Here is a 20,562-nt window from a genome sequence, read left to right on the forward strand (position 1 = left end):
TTAAACACTCTATTAAAATCACTTTCAAGAGTTAATTATCCTCGCTGCGCTGCATTTGATTACAGTTATTTTAAAGTTTATAACCGTTATCTTTCTCATATTTTTTTCTAATAGAGTAAATTTCTGCAGCCAACTGGAAATCATCAACAGTATCAATATCGACCGTAGCCGTATTAGAAACATACAAATAAGGGTTTACGCCTATATGGTACTTATATGTTTCAATTGTTTCTCTTTTAAGTATAAAACAAGACCATAATACCTCATACCATGATGGTAAGTTTTGTGAGACTTTATGCCAATACCCGAAAGAATAATTTAATGGATTCCCTGACGCATCTATTAAATGACCTTTATATTTTTTAACTGCGACCATAGAATCAAACTCATTCCTAATTGATTCCCATTCGTTTATCATGCAGGAAAACTCATTAAACAATGGATTAGTCACTTGAACCCACATAATATCATCATTATCATTGCTATTTTTATTTATATCGTTAAGGATACCTCCGATTAATTCTGGTTGTTTAATCTCATTACCAGTTAATCTTTTGTCTCGAAGTAAAAAGTTCACGCCTTTCTCATCACACATACTTTTAACTTCTTGAGCTTCAGATGATATATATATTGTTTCTGGTTTAATACCAGAATTAAGAAGCTGTTCTATTTTTATATCAAACAAAGACTTTCCATTATAAAATGGAGTTATGTTTTTCTTTGGTACGCGTGTCGAGCATGTTTGGAGTGGGATAATTACTTTCATTTCTAATCCTTTTTGCTTTTTCTATTCAACTATTAATAACATTAATAAATTTTTATATTCTGTTAATTGTTTACGCTAACTATTTCTACATTTTTAAACGAAGATATTTTGATCTTTTTTATACTCCTCTACCCCCTCCTGAACATCATCAAAAAACCCAACCGCATTATCGTCTTTAAACACAATCGCCACATCACAAAACTCTTTCAATGAATTCAAGCTATGTGAAACCATCAAAAAACTAGACTCTTTATGCCTTTCTTTAAATAAATGAGCGCACTTCTCTTTAAACCTGGCATCACCGACTGCGGTTACTTCATCGACGATATAATAATCAAACTTAAATGCCATGCTTAAACCAAAACCCAGGCGAGATCGCATACCTGAGGAGTAAGTTTTGATCGGCATATCAAAGTACTTACCGAGTTCGGCAAATTCTTCAACAAACTCTATTTTCTCTTTCAGTTCTTCTTGCTTCGCGTATAACCGCGCAACAAATTTTACGTTTTCGCGTCCGGTTAAACTTCCCTGAAATCCACCGGCGAGGCCGACTGGCCATGATATCGTTTTATTGGTGATGATCTTTCCGCTATCGGGGCGGTCGATGCCACCAATCATTCTCAGTAACGTTGATTTACCTGCACCATTACGACCAATAAAGGCAACGCTTTTTCCTGAAGGGATTTCGATGTTTAAATCCTTAAACACATAGTGTCGCCCCGTTGGCGTGCGATATGACTTCGTCAAATTCTCAATCTTAATCATGATGTCAGCATTGCCTCCTCACGAGTTCGGTATAACGCCAGACCAATGAACAGGGTTATCAATGTGAACATTGCCAGGTAGTTCAGACTCACACCTTCGCTTATATAGCCAGGCATAACGGCCTCACGGCTTAGCTCCACCACATGTACTAATGGGTTCCAGAGTAGATAAGACCAATATTGCTTAGGAATTGAGTGCAGAGGGAACATGATGCAGGAGATGAAATAAAGAGGCTTAAGAAGTATCGGTAGAACCTTTTGCATTTCGGGGAAGGTTTTACCAACGACCATGAATATTAAGCCAATGCTGCATGAAAGTATGATCAGCAGACTCCAGGTAGCCACAAGTTGTAAAAAATTTGTTATCTCGAAATATTCGCCTGCCATCCTGACAATGAGCATAAGCAGAATATAAACAGCAACGTAAATCAGTGTCTCAAGCAGTGCACGTGCAATGATCGTATCGATGGGTTTTACTGGACGATAATTAAACAGCCCCTGGTTCGCTTCAATAGCGCCGACAGAACGTTTGCTGATACTGCTAAAGATAAAAAAGGGAATCAGGCCATTAAGTAAGAACACCGGGAACGAGATATCTGGCATCGTGCGGTGCATAATGTAACCAAAAATGCCCAACAGTATCAGCAAATGCGCAGAGGGTTCGAGAATCGCCCACAAATACCCCAGACGAAACTTACCAAAACGTGTTCGTATTTCTCGTAGAAATAATGCCTCTACGGTGACTTTCTGGACTTCAAATCCACTTCTTGCCATTTGATGATGTGATCCTAATCTCTTCAGGTACGCTACCGCCCTTGGCTTAACAGCTACCAATACACTGGAGGTAATACTTGTTTGTAATTGGATAAAATACGTTCAGACGGTTTGACTTTTTAATAACCGCAAACAATTTCAGCAGAAATTATTTCCGCAGGGATAAATTGATCTATTTCCGTCTCATTTTTTCTAATCCATTCTTCAGGCATGAATGTATTCGGTCTTCTGGTAATTTCAGAAAACTGGCCGTTTTAGAATGTAGAGTTAATTTCTCAGGAAATTATGCGTAACTCTTTTTGCTTAGCCTGTATGGGTAAAAAAGACGTAAAGCACCATGCATTCTGGATTACTCCGGAACACACTTATTCAAAATGAGCTTTTAATTTCGCAAGAAATTATTTTTGCTTTTACTGTTAACTACTGGATTATAACACCACCTATAAATTTTATGCGTAGCAACACCTGCAATCTGTTTCACACCAGAACGCACGAATTTATTACCAATCAATTGTTTACCGAGAAACTATTTCCCTATTTAAAATTCACTCATGTACTTCTTATTTATATCTTCAGTCCCATCTTTGCGGTCATATTTGTGATATTCATCACATTTAAACAATGTTATTTAAGTCGCAGGAATAATTCCGGCAGCAATTATTGTTGTCGATTAAAATATATGCCTTGATTATTTAGCGCGTTTATTTTAACCAGTGTTACAGCCAGCACTATCCCTCAGTAGATATACCTGAGCAGACATTGTTTCAAATCGACGGATAGTTTCTGTGGAAATTATTTTACTTACTTAAAATTTCCTTTCTGATTGTCTCCAGGAATTTTAGTAATTTCCAGGCTACACAAAATACAGATCACACAAGAATTATCCTATATGTTTTGACCTATCGATTGCCACCCAATGATTCATTACATCTATTAATGGTCATGATGTATTGCCACACTTAAGCATATTTATAGGACGCTGGGCTGTTTCAGGAGAGAACTCGTATCTGTTGTTTTGCAGAACATTCAGTGATGAGAGGAATGGGATATTTCTTATTGCAAAAATATTCAATTCGGTGAGTGGATAAGAAGATTATACACTCACCTTTCGGGCTGAATTTCACAGGGAATTTACTGGAACACTTATCCTCTTATCAACTCCAGTCGCTGCACATTCACCATCCCTGGCTTCTCACCTGCGCTGACGTCAATTTGTGTCACCCGCAGCGCATACTTTTCATCCAGCGCGTTTAACCAGTTCAGCAGGTCATTAAACACCACAGGATCTATCCAGACCTGAATATTCTCCCCGCGCTCAGCTATCCGCTTAATGACCACTGAATGCGCCGAAGCACTGTCACTAATGACCCGCGATACCTGCGCAGGCGTTGTTGTGGCGGATTTTCGCGCTGCGATAATATCCGGCGCGGCGCTCTTCAGTCGCGCGTTCATCGCCACCAGCTGCTGCAACATCGTCTCCTGTTGCTCAATCCGTTCGCTCAAAGGCTGCCAGATGAAGACGTAATATCCGGCGCTAAACAGAAACACCGCCGCAGCCAGTAACATGCCCTTTTCGCGCGGCGAACGCCCCGCGAGATGTTGAGCCAGCCAGTGTTCACCACGGCTTAACTGGCGCTCACGCCATTGCTGAAAATAGTGAATAAATTTATCGCGTAACATGTTATTTCCTCCGCAACGTTACGCCGCCGGAAACCGCCTCACCCTCTTTCTGTAACGCGTCCTGTTGCACAACATAATCTGCCGCCAGCGCGCTACGCAGTTTGTCGAAACTGGCAAAGTTTGCGGCCCGCAACTGGAGATGAAGCGTCTGGCGTTTTTGATCAAAGGTGAAACCACGCATCTCGATGTCGGAAAGTGACGCAGATTTCAGGGTGCTGGCTATCGCTGACAACTCTGCGAGCAGCCGGGTATCGTCGGCCTGCGGGCGATATTTTTTCAACGCCATCGTGACCTGAGAGCGTAAGTTCACAATCCGCTTCTGCTCCGGGAACAGTGTTAAGAACTGTTTTTCCGCCTGGGTGCGGCTTTGCGCCACCTGCTCGCTGACACTCCATAACGTCACGCCCCGTTCCACTGCCAGCGTAACCAGAATCAGCAATATCGGCATAACCATCACCCGCCAACGCGCCCACTGTTTTCGGTAGCTGACGCGAGGCTGCCACTGGCCGCTTAGCAAATTCCCTTCTGGTTCTCCGAATGTGGTAATGGCTGGCAGTGCCGTGATTGTCAGGCGTTCTGCGTCCGCATCAGCCCATGTAGATAGCTCTTCCGGCGCAATACCGACCACGGTCAACGAAAGCGGTAAATCCTGCTCATTGAGCTGTGCGCGTAACATGACCGGAGCCAGCGCCCGCCCGGCGCTCCATCCCCGGCACTCATTGATGCGGCAGATAACCCGTTGCGCATCGCCAGCCATATAACCACAAGGAATAGACATCCAGTCCGGCGCGACAGTAGCGCGGGTGATACCGTTTTCCTGCAACCATTGCGCAATGTTGCGCATATGCTGTTGGTGAATCACTGCCACGGTTGCCAGTTGCTGGTCGATTTTCAACGGCGCAAAATGCAGTTCGTCGATATCCTGGTTCAGTTCTTCTTCCAGTAAGGCGGGCAGAATAGTGGGTATCTGCTTGCGAGGGACATCAGGCAGTTCAACCTGCCAGACGCTGATCCATTCGCCGGGAATGTAGAGTCGAATCGCATCGGTTTGCAGCCATTGCTGAAGCTGTTCATTGTCGACGTCAGGCCAGATACCGCACTCCACGTCGGCGGTACGGCGCTGCCAGCGGATGGGGTCGGTGGCGCAAAGCGGGAAAAAAATCTCAAGCATGGAACTCACTCACTTTCTCCTGTCTGATGCCAGAGAACAGAAAAGTGTTGTGGCCCCATGCGGACAATTAACGAGTTCATCGTCAGTTCAATCTCATTCACGGTGATATCCGAACGCAGCCAGAAGTAATTGCTGTCCACGCTCAGGACGGTTTTTAGCTGTTTTTTAGTACGCTCATCGACGTCAGCAAGTAGCGGCTGCGCAAGAAACTGATCGACATCTTCCCAACCCTTTGCCGGACGTTGTTGTAATAACGCCCGCGCCTGAACAGGGCTTAACCACGGGTCAAACAGCGCCTCAAGAATCACGCTTTGCGTGACGTCTAATGTGTTGATGTTGATTTGCCGGCGGGTCATCGGCAGCGCACAAACCAGCGGTTTCAGTTTTTGATAGAGTCCGGCGTCCATTCCCTGCACCACGCGCATTTCGCTGATATCAGCCAGCGGTTGATTCGCGGCATAGAACGGCACCGAGCGGGCGAGATACTCGCTGTCTTCACGCCCCAGCCGCGTCTGCACGCTGCGATCCTCGTCAATAAACTCCCACAGGCTTTCGGCTATCAGTTCAGCTCGATAAGCTGGCACATCCAGGCGCGAGATCAGGGCAATCAACTGTTGTACCGCGAGCGGACGCGATGCCGTCGTCGGCTGAGCTAGAACATTCAGGTTAAAGCAGGCCTGTGCGTCACGCAGAGTGACGGCGATTTGCCCCTGCGGCAGTGGGAAAAAACGAGGGCCGGAAGCCCACGGCTGCGCCAGATGCACGCGCTTTTCATTTTTCAGGCTCAGACTGAGTGCGCTCAGCGCCAGGCTTTCAGCACTGGCGCTGTACCACAGCGCCTGCTGGTACTCCTGCTGGCTGCGCGTTCGCCCAAGTTGTTGCTGCATCCGCCCGGAAAGCGTGATGGTTACCAGCATTATGACCGCCAGCAATATCAGCACCACGACCAGTGCCATTCCGCGTTTTGGTGGTGAGGTGATCATGATAATTGCGGCCCGCGTAACAACCAGATGCGTTCAATCTCGCCCCATTGTGGCGAATGCAGGGTCATGCGCACCGCCACAGGGATCGCCTGCCCTGACGACCAGCTCTCCTGCCAGCGCGTGCCGTCGTAGAACTGCAAACGGAGCGAATCCGCCGGGATTAATTTTTGCGTTGTTGGCTTCACACTGCCTGCTGCATCGGTCAGCGGCCAGGCTAGCCGTTCGAGATAACCGTCATGAATGCGGTAACCGACGGTGAGCAGATTACTGCGCGGCAGGCGCATCAACGGATTAACCACACCGCCACGCACAAAGCGTATCCCTTCACTCTCAGACGCCAGCACGCCAGCGCCAGCCAGTAACGCCGGTTCCCGCTGCCCCTGCTCGCCTCTTACCGGGCGTGGCATCATTTGCGTCAGATCGTGGGTCAGAAAACTCATCGTTTGCTGCATGAGGTTTAGTTTTTGATCGTGTCCGGCGACGGCGCTATTCACGCGCGTAACGCCGTTTGTCATCTGCTGCGCCATAAGTGCCAGCGAGGCAAAAATGGCGATTGCCACCAGCATTTCCAGTAACGTGAAACCAGCGCGAGTCCTTCTCACTGTTGGCCTCCCACGGCGCTAAACCAGGCGCGCCGTGACTGAATCACCGGAGAAAAGTCTTCGTGAAGGCTGACTTCAATATCCACCGCCTGGAGCAGCGCGTTACCGGTATTCAGCGGTGTGGTTCGCCAGTACCAGCGGCTTCCTGCCATATCGCTCTCGCCCTGATGCCTGACAGCCCGTTGTTCGCGGGTCATCAGGTAGAGCAGTGCGGTCTGGTTTTCAGCTACCCAGCCCGCTACCGTTTTCTCCTCAAGAACCTGCTGATTACTCAGCGCACCGCTGGCGATCTGTAATACCGCCGTGGCAGCCAGCGCAAAAATCGCCAGTGCGAGCATCACTTCCAGCAACGTAAATCCGCGCTTCATGGCATCCTCTCATCACATTGATTGAGGGATAACGCGCCATCGTGCGCCAGCTTTACCGCCCAACATGCGTTTTGCGCCGCCGAGTAGAAGCGCAGCGTAAACGGCGTGGCGGGTTCAAAAGGCGAGAAGCGGATCTGCGGAGTCTTCTTTTTCGCCTCTTTTTGCAGTTCCAGTTCAATATCATGCAGCGTCAGGCGACGACGTTGCAGCTCCAGCGCATACTCTTTCTGCCAGATATCACTTCCGGGTTGTAACAGCATCTGCACCTGTTTCGGCACCGTAACCTGTGCCGATAACCGGGTCGCAGAAACGGGCAACCACTGCCCCTGACGACGTTGCATAAACTGGTAGCCAGGTGGGTCGATTAGCACACCGAGTGTTTTCCCTTCGATCACTGCCCTGTCCTTAAACTGCGCAAAGCGAGTCAGAAAATCCTGCGCCGCTTTTTTCGCAGGCGATTCAGAATCGGTCGCAAAAGTCTGTACCACGCCCACACTGGCAAGGCCGATAAGGAAAATCACCAGCATGATTTCCAGAAGAGTGAATCCGCGTTCAGGCACTGATTACTGAAACTCCTGCAAATTCCAGTTACCGATATCTGCGCCAGCGCCTTCCCCGTTTTCCTGACCATCCGCCCCTAAGGTATAAACATCAAACAGTCCTTTTTCACCCGGGCTGAGATACTGATAATCATTGCCCCACGGATCTTTTGGCAGTCGTTTAATGTATCCACCTGGACGGTAGTTGCGGGAATCCGCCATATTGGCCGGTTGCTGGATCAGCGCCTCAAGCCCCTGCTCGGTAGTCGGATAACGCCCGTTATCCAGTCGGTACATATCCAGCGCGTTTTCCAGCGCCACGATATCGCTGATGGCTTTTTGCCTGTCCGCTTTTTCTTTGTTGCCCAGCAGGTTAGGCACCACCAGGCTTGCCAGAACGCCAAGAATAACAATCACCACCATCACTTCCAGCAGGGTAAAACCTGCCCGTGGTTTTTGTGTGCGGGATAACGAATTCATGTGATAACTCCGTAAATTACATTCCAACCATATTGTTCAGTTGCAGCATCGGCTCGAGGATGGCAATGACGATAAACAGCACCACGCCCGCCATCATCACCACCAGAGCAGGCTCAAACAGCCCCAACGCCAGCCCCACCTGGGTATCAAACTCCCGCTCCTGGTTGACTGCGGCCTGTTCAAGCATGGTTTCCAGCTCGCCGCTCTGTTCACCGGAGGCGATCATGTACAGCATCATCGGCGGGAACAGGCGAAGCTCCGCCAGCGCGGCGCGCAGACTGCTTCCTTCGCGAACGCGATCTGCCGCTAGCAGCAGTTGTTGCTCGACATAGCGATTTGCCGACACGGCGGCAGCGGTCTGAATGCCTTCCAGCAGCGGAACACTGCTGGCGGTGAGGATGCTTAACGTGCGGGAAAAACGCGCCGTATTCAGCCCGCGCGCAACACGCCCCGTCACAGGCAGGCGCAGCAAGGTTTTATCCCAGCGCAGCCGCATAGCAGGATTTTTGAGTAGCCGTTGCCCCAGCACCAGAAGCCCCAGCAAACCTACCAGCCAGTAAACGCCGCTGGCCTGTAACGCGTCGCTCATGGCGATGAGCATTCGGGTGGAGGCGGGTAGCGCGTGTCCGAGATGATCAAACTGTTCGATAATTTTCGGCACTACCGCCGTCAACAAAATAGTGACCACGCCCGTTGCCACCACCAGCAATACCAGCGGGTAGAGCATGGCCTGCAACAGACGTGATTTCAGGCGCTGGCGCTGTTCGGTGTAATCCGCCAGGCGATTGAGCACCACGTCGAGATGCCCGGATTTTTCTCCGGCAGCCACCATCGAACAAAACAGAGAATCAAAGACGCGGGGATGTTCGCGCAGGCTGTCCGACAGGGTATAACCTTCCTGAATCCGGCTGCGTAGCGCCATACCGAGGCTTTTTACATGCAGTTTTTCACTTTGCTCACTGACCGCCTGTAAGCAGGTTTCCAGCGGCATTGCTGCCTGCACCAGCGTTGCCAGTTGACGAGTGAACAGCGCCAGATCTGCCGCCGCCACGCGACGATGTGCGTGTCGCCGACGCTGCAACATTCCCCCTGACGAAGCATTCAGCCGGGCTTCAATGTGCACGGGGATAAGCTCTTTACCGCGCAACAACTGGCGGGCATGACGCGCGGAATCCGCCTCAATCATGCCTTTGGTTTTGCGACCATTACGCTCCAGCGCCTGATAGTAAAACAGTGCCATTACGCCTCCATGGTTACCCGCAGCACTTCATCGAGAGAGGTTTCTCCGGCGAGCACTTTCTCAATGCCGTTGCTGCGGATACCCGCAGAGTGTTGCCGGACATAACGTTCCAGCTCCAGTTCCCCGGCCTGACGGTGGATCAAATCACGCAATGTGGCGTCCACCACGATCAACTCATGGATGGCAGTACGCCCGCGAAAACCTTTGTGATTACAGGCGGGACAGCCCTGCGGATGGTACAGAGTGACGGTACGCGCATCGGTAATCCCCAACAGGCGTTTTTCTTCGTCAGTGGCAGGCGCGGGCTGGCGGCAGTCGGGGCACAGCGTGCGAACCAGTCGCTGCGCCATCACGCCCGTCAGACTGGAAGAGAGCAGGAAAGGCTCAACGCCCATATCCTGCAAACGTGTGATCGCCCCCACCGCCGTGTTGGTATGCAGGGTTGACAGTACCAGGTGTCCGGTCAATGACGCCTGGACGGCGATTTCTGCGGTTTCGGTATCGCGGATTTCACCCACCATCACCACATCCGGATCCTGACGCAAAATCGCGCGCAGGCCACGGGCGAAGGTCATCCCGACGCGGGTGTTGACCTGCGTCTGACCGATCCCTTCAATCATGTATTCGATGGGGTCTTCAACCGTGAGAATGTTGCGCGAGTGGTTGTTCAGCTCCTGCAATCCGGCGTACAGCGTGGTGCTTTTGCCGGAACCTGTAGGCCCCGTCACCAGAAAGATACCGTGCGGTTTGTGTAACAGCTGGCGCAATTGCGCGGTCAGTTCATGACTTAACCCCAGACGTTCCAGCGTCAGGCGAGCCTGGTTTTTGTCCAGCAGTCGCAGCACCACGCGCTCGCCCCAGGCGGAAGGCATGGTGGAGACACGCACGTCAATCGCCCGACCGCCCAGCAGCAGCGCAATACGTCCATCCTGCGGTACGCGTTTTTCGGCAATATCCAGCCGCGCCATCACCTTGATACGCGATACCAGCAACGAGGCCAGTTTGCGCCCCGGTCGCAGCATTTCATGTAATGTGCCGTCAACGCGAAAACGGATCACCAGACTCTTTTCAAACGTCTCGATGTGGATATCCGAAGCGCCTTCTTTAATCGCCTCTGCCAGCATGGCGTTGATCAGTTTGATGATCGGCGCATCGTCGTCACTTTCCAGCAGATCTTCCGTTTCCGGCAGTTCTTCTGCGAGGGTAAAAAAGTCCTCGGCAGAACCGAGATCTTCCATCAGCTGGCGAGCCTCGGAAGAGTCACGCTGCCAGACCGCATTCAGCCGCTGTTCAAACTCGGCCTCATCGATTTGCCGCAGCGTAAAGGGCGCGTTCAGCCCCCGTTGCAGCTCCTGCAAAACAGAGAGCGACAGCGGATGCACATGGAGGATCTCCAGCGACGCTTCGCACCATGCCACCAGGCTAAACCGACGGCTGAAACTGTAGGGCAGACGCACGGTGTTAGCGGCGGTTTCCTGTGCTACAGGCACCATTAACGCGTTCTCCCGGCATTGAGGAATGCGCGTACTTCCGGCGGTAGGGCCTGGTTTTGCGCTGGCAGTACCGGCTGCGCGGTGTGCGGCATCAGGCTTAAGCCTTGCTCATCACGATAGATTTGCTCGGCGCGCATATAGTTATATTTGCGCTGCGACACGCCGTCTGCCGCCATACCGTCACGCAGAATGGTTGGACGGATAAACACCATCAGGTTACGTTTTTCTTTTTTATCCGCCGTCGATTTAAACAGGTTACCAATCAATGGGATATCGCCCAGCAGCGGCACTTTCGCCACGCTTTCTCCCGCCTGGTCGTCCATCAGACCGCCAAGCACAATCAGCTCACCATCGTTAGCCAGCACGGTGGTTTTCAGTTTGCGCTCACCAAACACGACGTCGAGGCTGGTCTGTCCTTCCACCTTCGAGACTTCCTGCTCAATCACCATCTGTACCGCGTTACCTTCGTTAATCTGCGGCGTGACTTTCAGCATGATGCCGACTTTTTTCCTTTCTACCGTGTTGAAAGGATTGCTGTTATTGGAACCAACGGTAGATCCGGTTAGTACCGGAACATCCTGCCCCACCATGAAGAAGGCTTCCTGGTTATCCAGCGTGGTGATGCTCGGCGTGGAAAGGACGTTCGAGCTGGAGTCGTTTTTAACCGCCTGTACCAGCGCCATCCAGTCGCCTTTCACCACGCCAACCGCCGTACCGCTAAAGCCAGAAAGAAGCTGGGCGAGCGTGGAGAGATCGCCGTTGGTGTCCGGGTTAATGGTGGTGGCGCCGTTTTCGCTGATCACCGTGGAGCCTTTCTGCGGTTTCGCCTGAGAAATCGCTGCCCCCAGCGTGCCGATAGGGATCTGCGTGCCGTTGGCAAACTGCATTAACCCGGCATCTTTCGACGCCCACTGCACGCCGAAGTTGATATTGCTACCTTCGGCAACTTCCACGATCAACGCCTCGACATGCACCTGAGCACGGCGAATATCCAGTTGTTCAATCACGCTTTGCAGCGACTGCATGATGTCCTGCGGCGCGGTAACAATCAGGGCATTACTGTGTTTGCTGGCGGCAATGGAGACAACCTCACGCCCGCTACCGACCGTGCCTTCCGCCTCTTCTTTAGCTGCCGTGAGCGTGCCGCTGACCTGTTTCAGAACATCGACCAGATCTTCCGCTTTGCTGTATTTGAGATAGAACACCTGGCTGTTGCCGCTGCGCTCCATTTCTGAGTCCAGACGACGGATCAGGCGGCGCATTTTGTCTCGCGTGGCAGGATCGCCGCTGATAATCACGCTGTTGGTGCGTTCATCGGCGACAATCTGTGATTTCAGCGTCGCTGGCTGGTTCTCGCCGCTGTTTTTAGTCAGGCTTTCCAGCACGCGAGCAATTTCCGAAGCCGAGGCGTTATCCAGCGGGATAACCTCTTCGGTGCGGTTCCCCGCATGATCCACGCGCTGGATCACTTCCGTCAGCCGTTCCACAACTGAGGCGCGTCCGGTGAGCATAATCACGTTGGAGGGATCGTAATTAACGACGTTGCCAGAACCTGCGCTGTCGATCATCTGGCGCAAAATCGGTGCCAGCTCGCGTACCGACACATTGCGTACCGGCACCACTTTAGTGACCATTTCATCACCCGCGTAGTTGTCGCTACCTTCACCGACCAGCGGCAGCGGCTCGACTTTCGCGGCACTGGATTTCACCACCTTCAGCACATCGTTTTCCATCGGTACGACGGCATACCCCTGCGCTTCCAGCAGGTTAAGGAATAGCTGGTAATACTGGCGTTCATTGAGCGGGGTCATGGTACGAATACTCACTTTCCCCTGCACACCCGGCCCCATAATGATGGTTTTATTAAGGTTAGCGCCGACGGTTTCGATGAACGATTTCAGGTCGGTATCTTTAAAATTGGCGGTGAAGGTGGCTTCTTCCGCCCAGACCGGTGAACTACATAATGCCGCTGCCAGCACCAGCGGCAGTAAACGCTTTTTTGTTTTGAGGCCAGTTGTCTTCTTACGCCAGACCGACAACGTAATATCACGCCAAAACACGATGAATGATTCTCCTGGATTAAATGCGGTTAGCGCAGCGCGATGGAAAGGTCGTAGCGCGCACCCTTGCGTAAAACCGTAAGTTGAATGGAATCCATTGAAGGTAACTGCCGCATCAGAGCAATCATTGCTCGTGGATCAGTAAAATCCTGCTGATTTAACGCAATGGCGATATCGCCTTCCTTGAAACCGCTGGCATCGAACAGAGAACGATCTGCCCCCGGTTTCACTGCATAACCGACAATCCCCTCCTTACGCACGGGCGTAAGCTGGATATAGTTAAAAATTTTCTGCGGATCTTTCGCCAGCGCCTGACGCACGGCAGCCGGGATCTCAACTGGCGCACTGGCAGCAGGCTCAACAACAGCTTGCTTTGCTTCGTCACTGACGGCTTTTTTGTTGGTCACGGCAACGGTGGAACGCTCCTCTTCTGCCAGGCTCAGGCGCTCTATTTTTCCCTGATAGCGCAGCATCACATGGTCGCGGTTGATTTCCTCAATCACCGCGTTGTGAGAGCCAAGTCGTTCACCCTGTAAATAGACCTGCTGTTTGCCGCCTTCTTCAATAACCGCGCCGGGTCTGGCACCAAAGGCGATCCCGCGCAGCACCACATTAAGACGCGTTTCTGCCACCGGCGCAGGTTCGGGTTGTTTTACCGGCGCGGCGACGGGCTGATATTTGCCAAACCAGTTTTGCTGGCTGATTAATTGCACGTCTTTTTTATCGAACGTTTTTGCATCCGCACGTGCCGGTTTATTCGCCGATGGGGAAACCGCCGTATATTCCGCAGAAAAGGAGATATAGCGCCAGAGTGAATACGCCATTTTTGCAGAAATAATAAGCAGCACCAGCCAGAACATCGCGCGTACAATTTTTCGCAGATGCTCTTTGTCTGTATTAAGAGATTGTCTCTGGCTAAGAGTGTGACGAATTTTAGTCAGCCACTGAATGAGATAAATTCGTGCGTCACGAAAAACAACCCGCGCCAATTTATATACCCGACGTTATGCTTTGACTATTCCACAGGTGGTACGATCCAGTTTCCTCTGATACTGGTTACCTGTACGTGTATCATTAATCGTTATGCTGTAATTAATTCCCTCAGTGATCATTAATTTCACCGTCGGGTCAGCGCACATTTGTCGTTGATAGCTGGTTAAAAAGGCGTCAGGCGTCTGCGTGGTTTGTGTACCCGCTTCGCTGATAATGGTCATTTTTACCGTCGCACCGCTACTTTGCGCCAGCACTAAGGTATATCCCGCAGATTTAATTGGCAGGTTTTGACTGATATTTTGCGCCTGTTTTTTCGCCAGTAAACTGGCGTTTTCATTATGGCTGGCGCAGCCACTTAATAATCCTGTAACGCTCAACAATAGCGATATTAATACCCTCCCTGGCATCTTTTTTATCGACATGGTTAATAATCTCTAAGGTTATTAATAAGAGTAAAAATGTCACTTCGATAATGACGCGGTTATCATTAAAGCAATGCCTGTAGATAAAGTGTTGCTATACCGCCCAGACTTAAACATGGTCCAAAAGGCAGCGTCGTTGATCCTTTTTTTGTAATAACGGCATATATCAGGCCGCAGCATGAGGCGATTAAAGCAACATTGGGCAGCGACAACGCCCCCACCCAGCCACCTAAAGCGGCGAAGAGTAATACATCGCCCATGCCTAATGCTTCTTTACGCAGAACTATTCCGGCTATCCAGCGCAGCGAGTAAAAAGTGATAAACCCCACCAGGACGCCGGTGACTGCGTCTTGTAGCGTTAACGGACTCTGCTGCGCCCATGCCGCAATCAGTCCTGTCCACAATACGCCCTGAGTAAAAACATCGGGCAGCCATTGGTGATCGAGGTCGATGACACTCGCGGCAATCAGCCAGGCGGATAATATCATCACCGCCAGCCCCCATCCACTTTCCGGCCAGACCAGACTCGCCAGCAAAAAAGCGAGTGCCGTTAATAACTCCACCAGCGGATAACGCTTGCTGATTTTCGCCTGACAGTCGCGGCAGCGCCCTTTGAGCATCAGCCAGGAGAACAGCGGAATATTGTCACGAACGCGGATGGTCTGCTGGCAATGCGGACAGTGCGAACGTGGCAGCGCCAGGCTTATTTTTGACTGCGCACTCGGCGTTTCACCGTGAAACTCCGCCATTTGTTGGCGAAGCATGATGGGGTAACGCCAAATCACCACATTCAAAAAACTGCCGATGATTAATCCTCCAACGGTTGCCAGAATGGGCATCACCGCTGGATATTGCTGAAAAACATCAAAATGCATGGTTAAAGGTTGTTTGTTGTAATTTGCCGGATGCGGCGTAAAACGCCTTATCCGGCATACAGGAGTCTGCCAACGCAAGTAATCGCGGCTTTTCCTGTAGCTCCGATAAGTTGGCACATCGGGCATATGTGTTAACCCGGTGCGCCTTATTTCATGCCGGATGCGGCGTAAAACGCCTTATCCGGCCTACGGGTGTCTGCTAACGCAAATAATCGCGGCTTCTTCCCTTCAGGCCCGATAAGATGGCGCATCGGGCACATGTGTTAACCCGGTGCGCCTTATTTCATGCCGGATGCGGCGTGAACGCCTTATCCGGCATACAGGCTTACTCGGCAGACATCTTATGCTCGGTAACCGTATTAATGGTTTCCGGCCCTTTTTCCGGTTTCGGCAGGCCAAGCGACGCCAGCGTCTTGTAAGCCGACTGGCTCACACCGCCCTCGAAGTTCATCTCGCTCACCCCCGGCAACTGGTAAGCATTCGCGCCCGGATTCCATTTCTTAAAGAACTCCGAAAGATCCGTCTGGGCTACCCAGGAGGCGCACAGCATCAGCGTGTCGGCAGCGTTACCGTTGGATTCAGCACAATAATTCTTGCCGCCGAAGGTGTTGTCGCCAACATCATCGCCGCGTGCTTTACGGTGCATCAACTGGAACAGGTTCCAGCCTTTCATCCCTTCACGATCGCTGTAGAACGCTGGCAGGTTGCCCTGCGGATACCACTTCGTGATATCAAAGTTTTTCTCTGCCCACTCTTTCAGCTGTGCGTACATCAGCAGACGGTCACCCGCACCGCCGCGTGCCCATGCCTGACCGTTGCTCTCGTTCAGATATTCCGGCGCAACGGTAATATCGTCAGCGACACGGTTCATCTTGCCGAGATAGCGATCCTGCATGTACAGCGCCAGCACGTTGTTCGCTACTTCAGTTGCGCCCGGTACAGTCAGCGGCGTTTCTGCAGCGTTGTGCCCCACTTCATGCCAGATCAGCCAGTCGTTCAGCGGCGTCGTCGGCAGCGTGGTGCTGTTCGTCGAGAAGCTGCTGTTCATCACCGGATAACCAGAGTGCGCATCACCGATGGAGATCTGCACATCGTTGGCGAAACGATGTTTATGCCCCGTCAATGCTTTATAGGTAAACATCCGGTGCTTACCGCTCGTTTCATCACGACCGTAGAAGTCATTCATCGAGCTGGCAAAGGTATCCAGATCTTTAGCGAATTCTGCTACACCACCAGTGAAATTGCTGGCCTCAAGGTTCTTCTTCGGCGTGGTATAAACGAAAGCGTCTGACTCCAGCTCGCCCAACGGCGCAGGGGATTTCAGATCGTTTTTCCATTTACCGTCTTTATAGAACGGCGCTTTTACCACACCGGTAAAGGTGAAGCTGGCAGATTTATTATTCTCCTTGCTGTCGCCCTTGATATAAATCAGACCACCGTAAGGAACCGTAAACTTCACCGTGCCATTAGCCTCCAGTGTATACGTTTTAGTCACTCTCGGCGGACGGTTCAGCGCGACCTCATGCTTCTCACGCCCGGTCAGGTCGTCGGCCAGCGCCACGGTGACAGTCACAGGAACGTTCGCATTGGACTTAATGGTGACCTCTTTCTGAGCCGGAGCCCATAGACCAGTAGACTGCATGTTACCCGCAAACCATTTGGTCGGATTCGAGTACAGGCTGATGGTTTCAGTAACATTCTCACCTTCAGCCGATACTGCTCCCGGATACTTCTCGACATCAACTTTGATGTTCAGATCCCACCAGGAACGCCCCAGCATCAGGCGAGTCAGCGGTTTTTCCATATAGTTGAGCGGATAGCTCGGGTTCATCATGCCCGCTTTGCCACTATTTTCACCGTAGATCATCTTGTTATCGACAAGCGATTGTTTCAGCTCTGCGGAGCACTGCGTGCCTTTGGTGTAAGCATCGTTGGCGTAGCAGTTCAGGAACTCGGTGAACGTTTTAAAGCCCAGCTCGTCATCCTTGCTGCTGTCATAGCTGTATTCAATTTCATTCCACAGCCAGACCGACATGTTCTGGTACAGACGTTCCAGATCGACGCTGCTCAGACGCTCACCTTTGCGACCATTGGTACGGAAATAAAGCTCGTGCTGATACAGGCGCTGAATGTTGGTGCCTAAATCCGCCGCCTGCACCATCGCTTTCGCGGTGTCGGCGCTGAGATTCAGTTGCGTATAGCGCGGAACAAACATGCCAGTATTATTCTCTGGCGTTACAGGAACCCCCGTGCCAGGACGATGTTCCAGACAGTTGACCTCGTAGTGGTAGTCAGGATCCTTACACACCTCTAATCCAGGAAATGCCTTAAGGATTTTTGCCTTTGCCGCCTCCAGGGACTCGTTTGTTTCATGCTCCGCCTCATCGATAAAGGCATAACGCTTGACCTGTTTGCCATCGACATCTTCCAGCCAGCTGGCCACTTCCAGTTTCGGCTTGTCATCAGGCTTGTTTTCTTGCTGGTATTTCCAGATAACTTCTTTCGTTGTTTCATCGATGGTATACGGCGGTTTACCGTCGACAAACGGATAACGTTCATATACCCAGATACCTTTTTCGCGCTGCTGACGAACGCGATCCGGATACCCTTGAGGATCGTTATTCACCACCGACTTGTTCAGTGCCATTGACAGGCCTGCGGCATCAAGCAGACGCACAAAGCCGGACGCACTCTCTTCCTTAAGATTGCTCATCACGTTTTCCATGATCAGCACCGATCCGCCTTTGTTCAGATAGGCGATCAGATCCGTCACATCCTGCTGAGTCAGCTTCGGTTTGCTGGTATCTGCACGCAGCGGGATTGCATAGGGATCGCCAGACCACTGAGTCACATACTCAAAGCCGTTGAGGATCAGCAAAGGAACTTCATCTGGATTCAGATTGCCATAACTGGTCAACGGTTTAACCGTGATACCTGCGAAATCCTTATGGAAAGCAAACGGTGCACTATTTCCTAATACCTGACCCGCTTTTTTGAAATAAACCGTATCCAGGTTAGTGCCCACGGTCATGCTGGTTTTCGCGTCCGGCAGCCAGCGTTCATTTGACAGATAGCGCAACACGTTCTCCATGAAGTTCTTCATGTCGTCCGGATCGCTGTCGAGCGTACACTGTCCGTCGCTATTAACCCCCCCGTTCCAGCTGTAACCGTTCGGGCAACGCAGGATGCTGTTGTAGTGCGGGTTACCGATAACCATCAGTTTGCCCTCACCAACTTGCCCCAGCGAGATAAACGGCAGGTTGAAGGTGGCAGTTTCGCGTGTCACGTTCTCCGGTCGCACAATGGAAGGCGCTTCCGTAATGTACGCCAGCTCGTTTTTATCCCAGGCGCGTTTTTCGCCAAACGCCAGCCAGTAGTTTTTATCATTACGCGCCATCAGAATCGGGAATGCCGCGTTGGAGATATTCACCACCGCCTGACCGCGCGCATTACCGGTGCTACCATAGAAGTTGGTAGAGTCATGAAAAACGTGGAATTTCGTCACTGATTTGTAATCTTTATCCACACCCCACAGCTTGTTGATAACGCCCTGAATCTGACCTTCGTTAACATTGCGAGCAGTCAACGAGAACCAACGTTGAGAGTTGCAGCCCCCAAGGGAGTCACAAATCGCCGTATCAATCTCTTTAGCCTGCCCGGATTTAAGTTGCTCAAGAAATTCGTTCTTCCGCTCAAAGGTTTGATCGCCTTCGCTCAACGTCTCGCCATTGGATAACGAGAGATTGATAATCTCGTTGATCACGTTGGGATACTCGGCAAAGACCTGGCGCACTACATCCGGCACTTCACGCTCATCATTTTTTCCGGCCTGGGAGTAACGATGAATAAGTTGATCGATATTTGCCCCGCGAACTTCATCGCCCAGTTCCGTCAGTGCAATAGTCGACTTATTGCCGCGTACTGAACCCAGTTCAAAGGTGTCGATACCAAAGGAGATGGTTTCACCCCAGCTGAAGTTGAATTTGCCGTTTTCGCCAGTTACGCCACGGCCTGAGCTGGTGTAGTAATTTACGCCAACCACACCATTGCCCATGCTGTCGACCAGGCGACCTTCAGAAAGAATGATTTCCGTAGGTTGATACTGATAAAACTGTTCCGCGTTAGCCGACACGAAGGAAGCGTTCAGATCCGGTTTTGTTCCCGGCGTCGTGACGGGCACTACCGGTGAAGTATGAGTGGATGGCGCCTTATCGGTCGCGGCATTGTTTTCCACCTCTTCATTGACCAGCTTTTTGAACGCTTCCGGTGCCAGATCGATTTGCTTATACAGCGAATCGAAGCGTTTACTCTCCATCACCGAGGAGAAGGTCAGGCAAACCTGTTCTGTATCCGCCGGACAACTGTTCATGGAGGTTACCAGCGAGAGCGCATTGCTTTTCTTATCGTCGGACTCCGCCAGTTCTTGCGAGTCCTCAAGGCTAAACGACACTTTTTCAACCGCACGCAGGCTACGCGCAGCTTCTGACTGAGTGTTGAAGGTGGCAATTGTCGTGTTACCCGCCACGCAAGTAACGTCCTCGCCAGGTGTAAAAGTAAAGCCGTCGCTGGATTCACCATTACATTTAGCACCGATTACCCGCTGGCTTCCGCCCAGGGTCAGATAACCCGTTTTCGTAGGAACAGGTTCTGGCTCCGGTTCTGGCGTTGGCTCTGGATCAGGTGTCGGATCCGGAGTAGGTTCAGGCTCCGGCGTCGGCTCCGGGTTTGGTGTTGGATCAGGTTTCACTTCCGGCAAAGACCCTGTTCCAGAATCTACAGGCGGAGTATCGGAGGACGATCCTGAACCACCGCCATCACAACCGGCTAACAGGGTTGCGCTCAAAATAGCCGCTAAAAGCGATTTCTTATATTTAAATTTCTTATTCATTAATAACGCAAGTGACAAAATAAAGTTAAAAGATTCGTAACTGGGGAAATAGTTTTATGCTTTATCTTCTCTAATAATTTCCTCCATTCTTAAGAAAACTGCATTATTGATAACAAAACAGGTGAAATTTATAAGAATATCCCCTATACGATGCCAGTCGGGGTATTTATCAAAAGATTTAACAAACAAAAAAGTAACAATTATTCACAATGTGACTATCTCAAGCTGTTGATATTTTTAACGATTGCGATTGCAAAAGCAACAGATAGCACGGTGTTTACTCATCAAGCGAACATAATTAATACAGACTTGTTTTGCGGGACAAAAAAATAGATATTCTCACGCACTTAATTATTTGGCGGGTTATCTGAATACAAAACATTATTGCTGCATAGATAATAAATCGGGAAATGATTTTTTAATTAATAAGACAGAATAATGTAACCAGCAAAGAATGAAGCCGG

17 protein-coding genes are annotated in these 20,562 nt (G+C 50.7%); all 17 read right to left on the minus strand.

Annotated features, from left to right (window positions below):
* Window positions 1–70: 70 nt before the first annotated feature.
* Window positions 71–766 carry a CMP-N-acetylneuraminic acid synthetase gene (locus FC814_RS07520; protein ID WP_105906540.1) on the minus strand — a complete coding sequence of 232 codons (696 nt, stop codon included), beginning with the start codon at window positions 764–766 and terminating at the stop codon, window positions 71–73.
* A 93-nt stretch (window positions 767–859) separates the two neighbouring features.
* Window positions 860–1,531 carry an ABC transporter ATP-binding protein gene (locus FC814_RS07525; RefSeq protein ID WP_137325750.1) on the minus strand — a complete coding sequence of 224 codons (672 nt, stop codon included), beginning with the start codon at window positions 1,529–1,531 and terminating at the stop codon, window positions 860–862.
* Entirely contained in the window at window positions 1,528–2,304 is a 777-nt protein-coding gene (locus tag FC814_RS07530; RefSeq protein WP_000124281.1) for an ABC transporter permease, read from the minus strand. The genes FC814_RS07525 and FC814_RS07530 overlap by 4 nt, the downstream gene beginning before the upstream one ends.
* A 1,143-nt stretch (window positions 2,305–3,447) precedes the next feature.
* Window positions 3,448–3,984, minus strand: a complete 537-nt coding sequence (gene yghD, locus FC814_RS07535; protein WP_137325751.1) for a GspM family type II secretion system protein YghD — start codon at window positions 3,982–3,984, stop codon at window positions 3,448–3,450.
* Window position 3,985: 1 nt separating this feature from the next.
* Window positions 3,986–5,164 carry a type II secretion system protein GspL gene (gene gspL, locus FC814_RS07540; protein ID WP_137325752.1) on the minus strand — a complete coding sequence of 393 codons (1,179 nt, stop codon included), beginning with the start codon at window positions 5,162–5,164 and terminating at the stop codon, window positions 3,986–3,988.
* Entirely contained in the window at window positions 5,161–6,138 is a 978-nt protein-coding gene (gspK, locus tag FC814_RS07545; protein ID WP_137325753.1) for a type II secretion system minor pseudopilin GspK, read from the minus strand. Before gspK ends, gspL begins: the two co-directional genes overlap by 4 nt.
* Entirely contained in the window at window positions 6,135–6,740 is a 606-nt protein-coding gene (gene gspJ, locus FC814_RS07550; RefSeq protein WP_137325754.1) for a type II secretion system minor pseudopilin GspJ, read from the minus strand. The genes gspK and gspJ overlap by 4 nt, the downstream gene beginning before the upstream one ends.
* The gene (gene gspI / locus FC814_RS07555) at window positions 6,737–7,108 is read right to left on the minus strand and encodes a type II secretion system minor pseudopilin GspI (RefSeq protein WP_137325755.1); all 372 of its coding nucleotides are present in this window, start codon (window positions 7,106–7,108) and stop codon (window positions 6,737–6,739) included. Before gspI ends, gspJ begins: the two co-directional genes overlap by 4 nt.
* Complete coding sequence (gspH, locus tag FC814_RS07560; RefSeq protein ID WP_105290624.1) at window positions 7,105–7,668, minus strand: type II secretion system minor pseudopilin GspH; 564 nt, start codon at window positions 7,666–7,668, stop codon at window positions 7,105–7,107. The genes gspI and gspH overlap by 4 nt, the downstream gene beginning before the upstream one ends.
* 3 nt (window positions 7,669–7,671) lie before the next feature.
* Window positions 7,672–8,127, minus strand: a complete 456-nt coding sequence (gspG, locus tag FC814_RS07565) for a type II secretion system major pseudopilin GspG (protein WP_001087291.1) — start codon at window positions 8,125–8,127, stop codon at window positions 7,672–7,674.
* A gap of 16 nt (window positions 8,128–8,143) precedes the next feature.
* Window positions 8,144–9,367 (minus strand): type II secretion system inner membrane protein GspF, encoded by a 1,224-nt coding sequence (gspF, locus tag FC814_RS07570; RefSeq protein WP_137325756.1) that lies wholly within the window; start codon window positions 9,365–9,367, stop codon window positions 8,144–8,146.
* Window positions 9,367–10,860 (minus strand): type II secretion system ATPase GspE, encoded by a 1,494-nt coding sequence (gene gspE / locus FC814_RS07575; RefSeq protein WP_137325757.1) that lies wholly within the window; start codon window positions 10,858–10,860, stop codon window positions 9,367–9,369. Before gspE ends, gspF begins: the two co-directional genes overlap by 1 nt.
* Window positions 10,860–12,920: a type II secretion system secretin GspD gene (gene gspD / locus FC814_RS07580; protein ID WP_000498820.1), complete on the minus strand. Its 2,061-nt coding sequence runs from the start codon at window positions 12,918–12,920 to the stop codon at window positions 10,860–10,862. Before gspD ends, gspE begins: the two co-directional genes overlap by 1 nt.
* 29 nt (window positions 12,921–12,949) lie before the next feature.
* Window positions 12,950–13,909: a type II secretion system protein GspC gene (gene gspC / locus FC814_RS07585; RefSeq protein ID WP_137325758.1), complete on the minus strand. Its 960-nt coding sequence runs from the start codon at window positions 13,907–13,909 to the stop codon at window positions 12,950–12,952.
* A 15-nt stretch (window positions 13,910–13,924) separates the two neighbouring features.
* The gene (gspS2, locus tag FC814_RS07590; protein WP_024165221.1) at window positions 13,925–14,335 is read right to left on the minus strand and encodes a type II secretion system pilot lipoprotein GspS-beta; all 411 of its coding nucleotides are present in this window, start codon (window positions 14,333–14,335) and stop codon (window positions 13,925–13,927) included.
* A gap of 65 nt (window positions 14,336–14,400) precedes the next feature.
* On the minus strand, window positions 14,401–15,210 hold the full coding sequence (pppA, locus tag FC814_RS07595; protein ID WP_137325759.1) for a prepilin peptidase PppA: 810 nt from the start codon (window positions 15,208–15,210) through the stop codon (window positions 14,401–14,403).
* A 325-nt stretch (window positions 15,211–15,535) separates the two neighbouring features.
* Entirely contained in the window at window positions 15,536–20,098 is a 4,563-nt protein-coding gene (sslE, locus tag FC814_RS07605) for a lipoprotein metalloprotease SslE (RefSeq protein WP_137325760.1), read from the minus strand.
* Window positions 20,099–20,562: the final 464 nt, after the last annotated feature.

It is taken from the genome of Escherichia sp. MR (assembly GCF_005280595.1).
Classification (GTDB): domain Bacteria; phylum Pseudomonadota; class Gammaproteobacteria; order Enterobacterales; family Enterobacteriaceae; genus Escherichia; species Escherichia ruysiae.

Coding starts and splice junctions, on each gene's coding strand:
- FC814_RS07530 (WP_000124281.1), bottom strand. CDS start 2,304: ATGGCAAGAAGTGGATTTGAAGTCCAGAAAGTCACCGTAGAGGCATTA.
- gspF (WP_137325756.1), bottom strand. CDS start 9,367: ATGGCACTGTTTTACTATCAGGCGCTGGAGCGTAATGGTCGCAAAACC.
- gspS2 (WP_024165221.1), bottom strand. CDS start 14,335: ATGTCGATAAAAAAGATGCCAGGGAGGGTATTAATATCGCTATTGTTG.
- gspG (WP_001087291.1), bottom strand. CDS start 8,127: ATGAATTCGTTATCCCGCACACAAAAACCACGGGCAGGTTTTACCCTG.
- pppA (WP_137325759.1), bottom strand. CDS start 15,210: ATGCATTTTGATGTTTTTCAGCAATATCCAGCGGTGATGCCCATTCTG.
- gspI (WP_137325755.1), bottom strand. CDS start 7,108: ATGAAGCGCGGATTTACGTTGCTGGAAGTGATGCTCGCACTGGCGATT.
- sslE (WP_137325760.1), bottom strand. CDS start 20,098: ATGAATAAGAAATTTAAATATAAGAAATCGCTTTTAGCGGCTATTTTG.
- yghD (WP_137325751.1), bottom strand. CDS start 3,984: ATGTTACGCGATAAATTTATTCACTATTTTCAGCAATGGCGTGAGCGC.
- FC814_RS07520 (WP_105906540.1), bottom strand. CDS start 766: ATGAAAGTAATTATCCCACTCCAAACATGCTCGACACGCGTACCAAAG.
- gspK (WP_137325753.1), bottom strand. CDS start 6,138: ATGATCACCTCACCACCAAAACGCGGAATGGCACTGGTCGTGGTGCTG.
- FC814_RS07525 (WP_137325750.1), bottom strand. CDS start 1,531: ATGATTAAGATTGAGAATTTGACGAAGTCATATCGCACGCCAACGGGG.
- gspE (WP_137325757.1), bottom strand. CDS start 10,860: ATGGTGCCTGTAGCACAGGAAACCGCCGCTAACACCGTGCGTCTGCCC.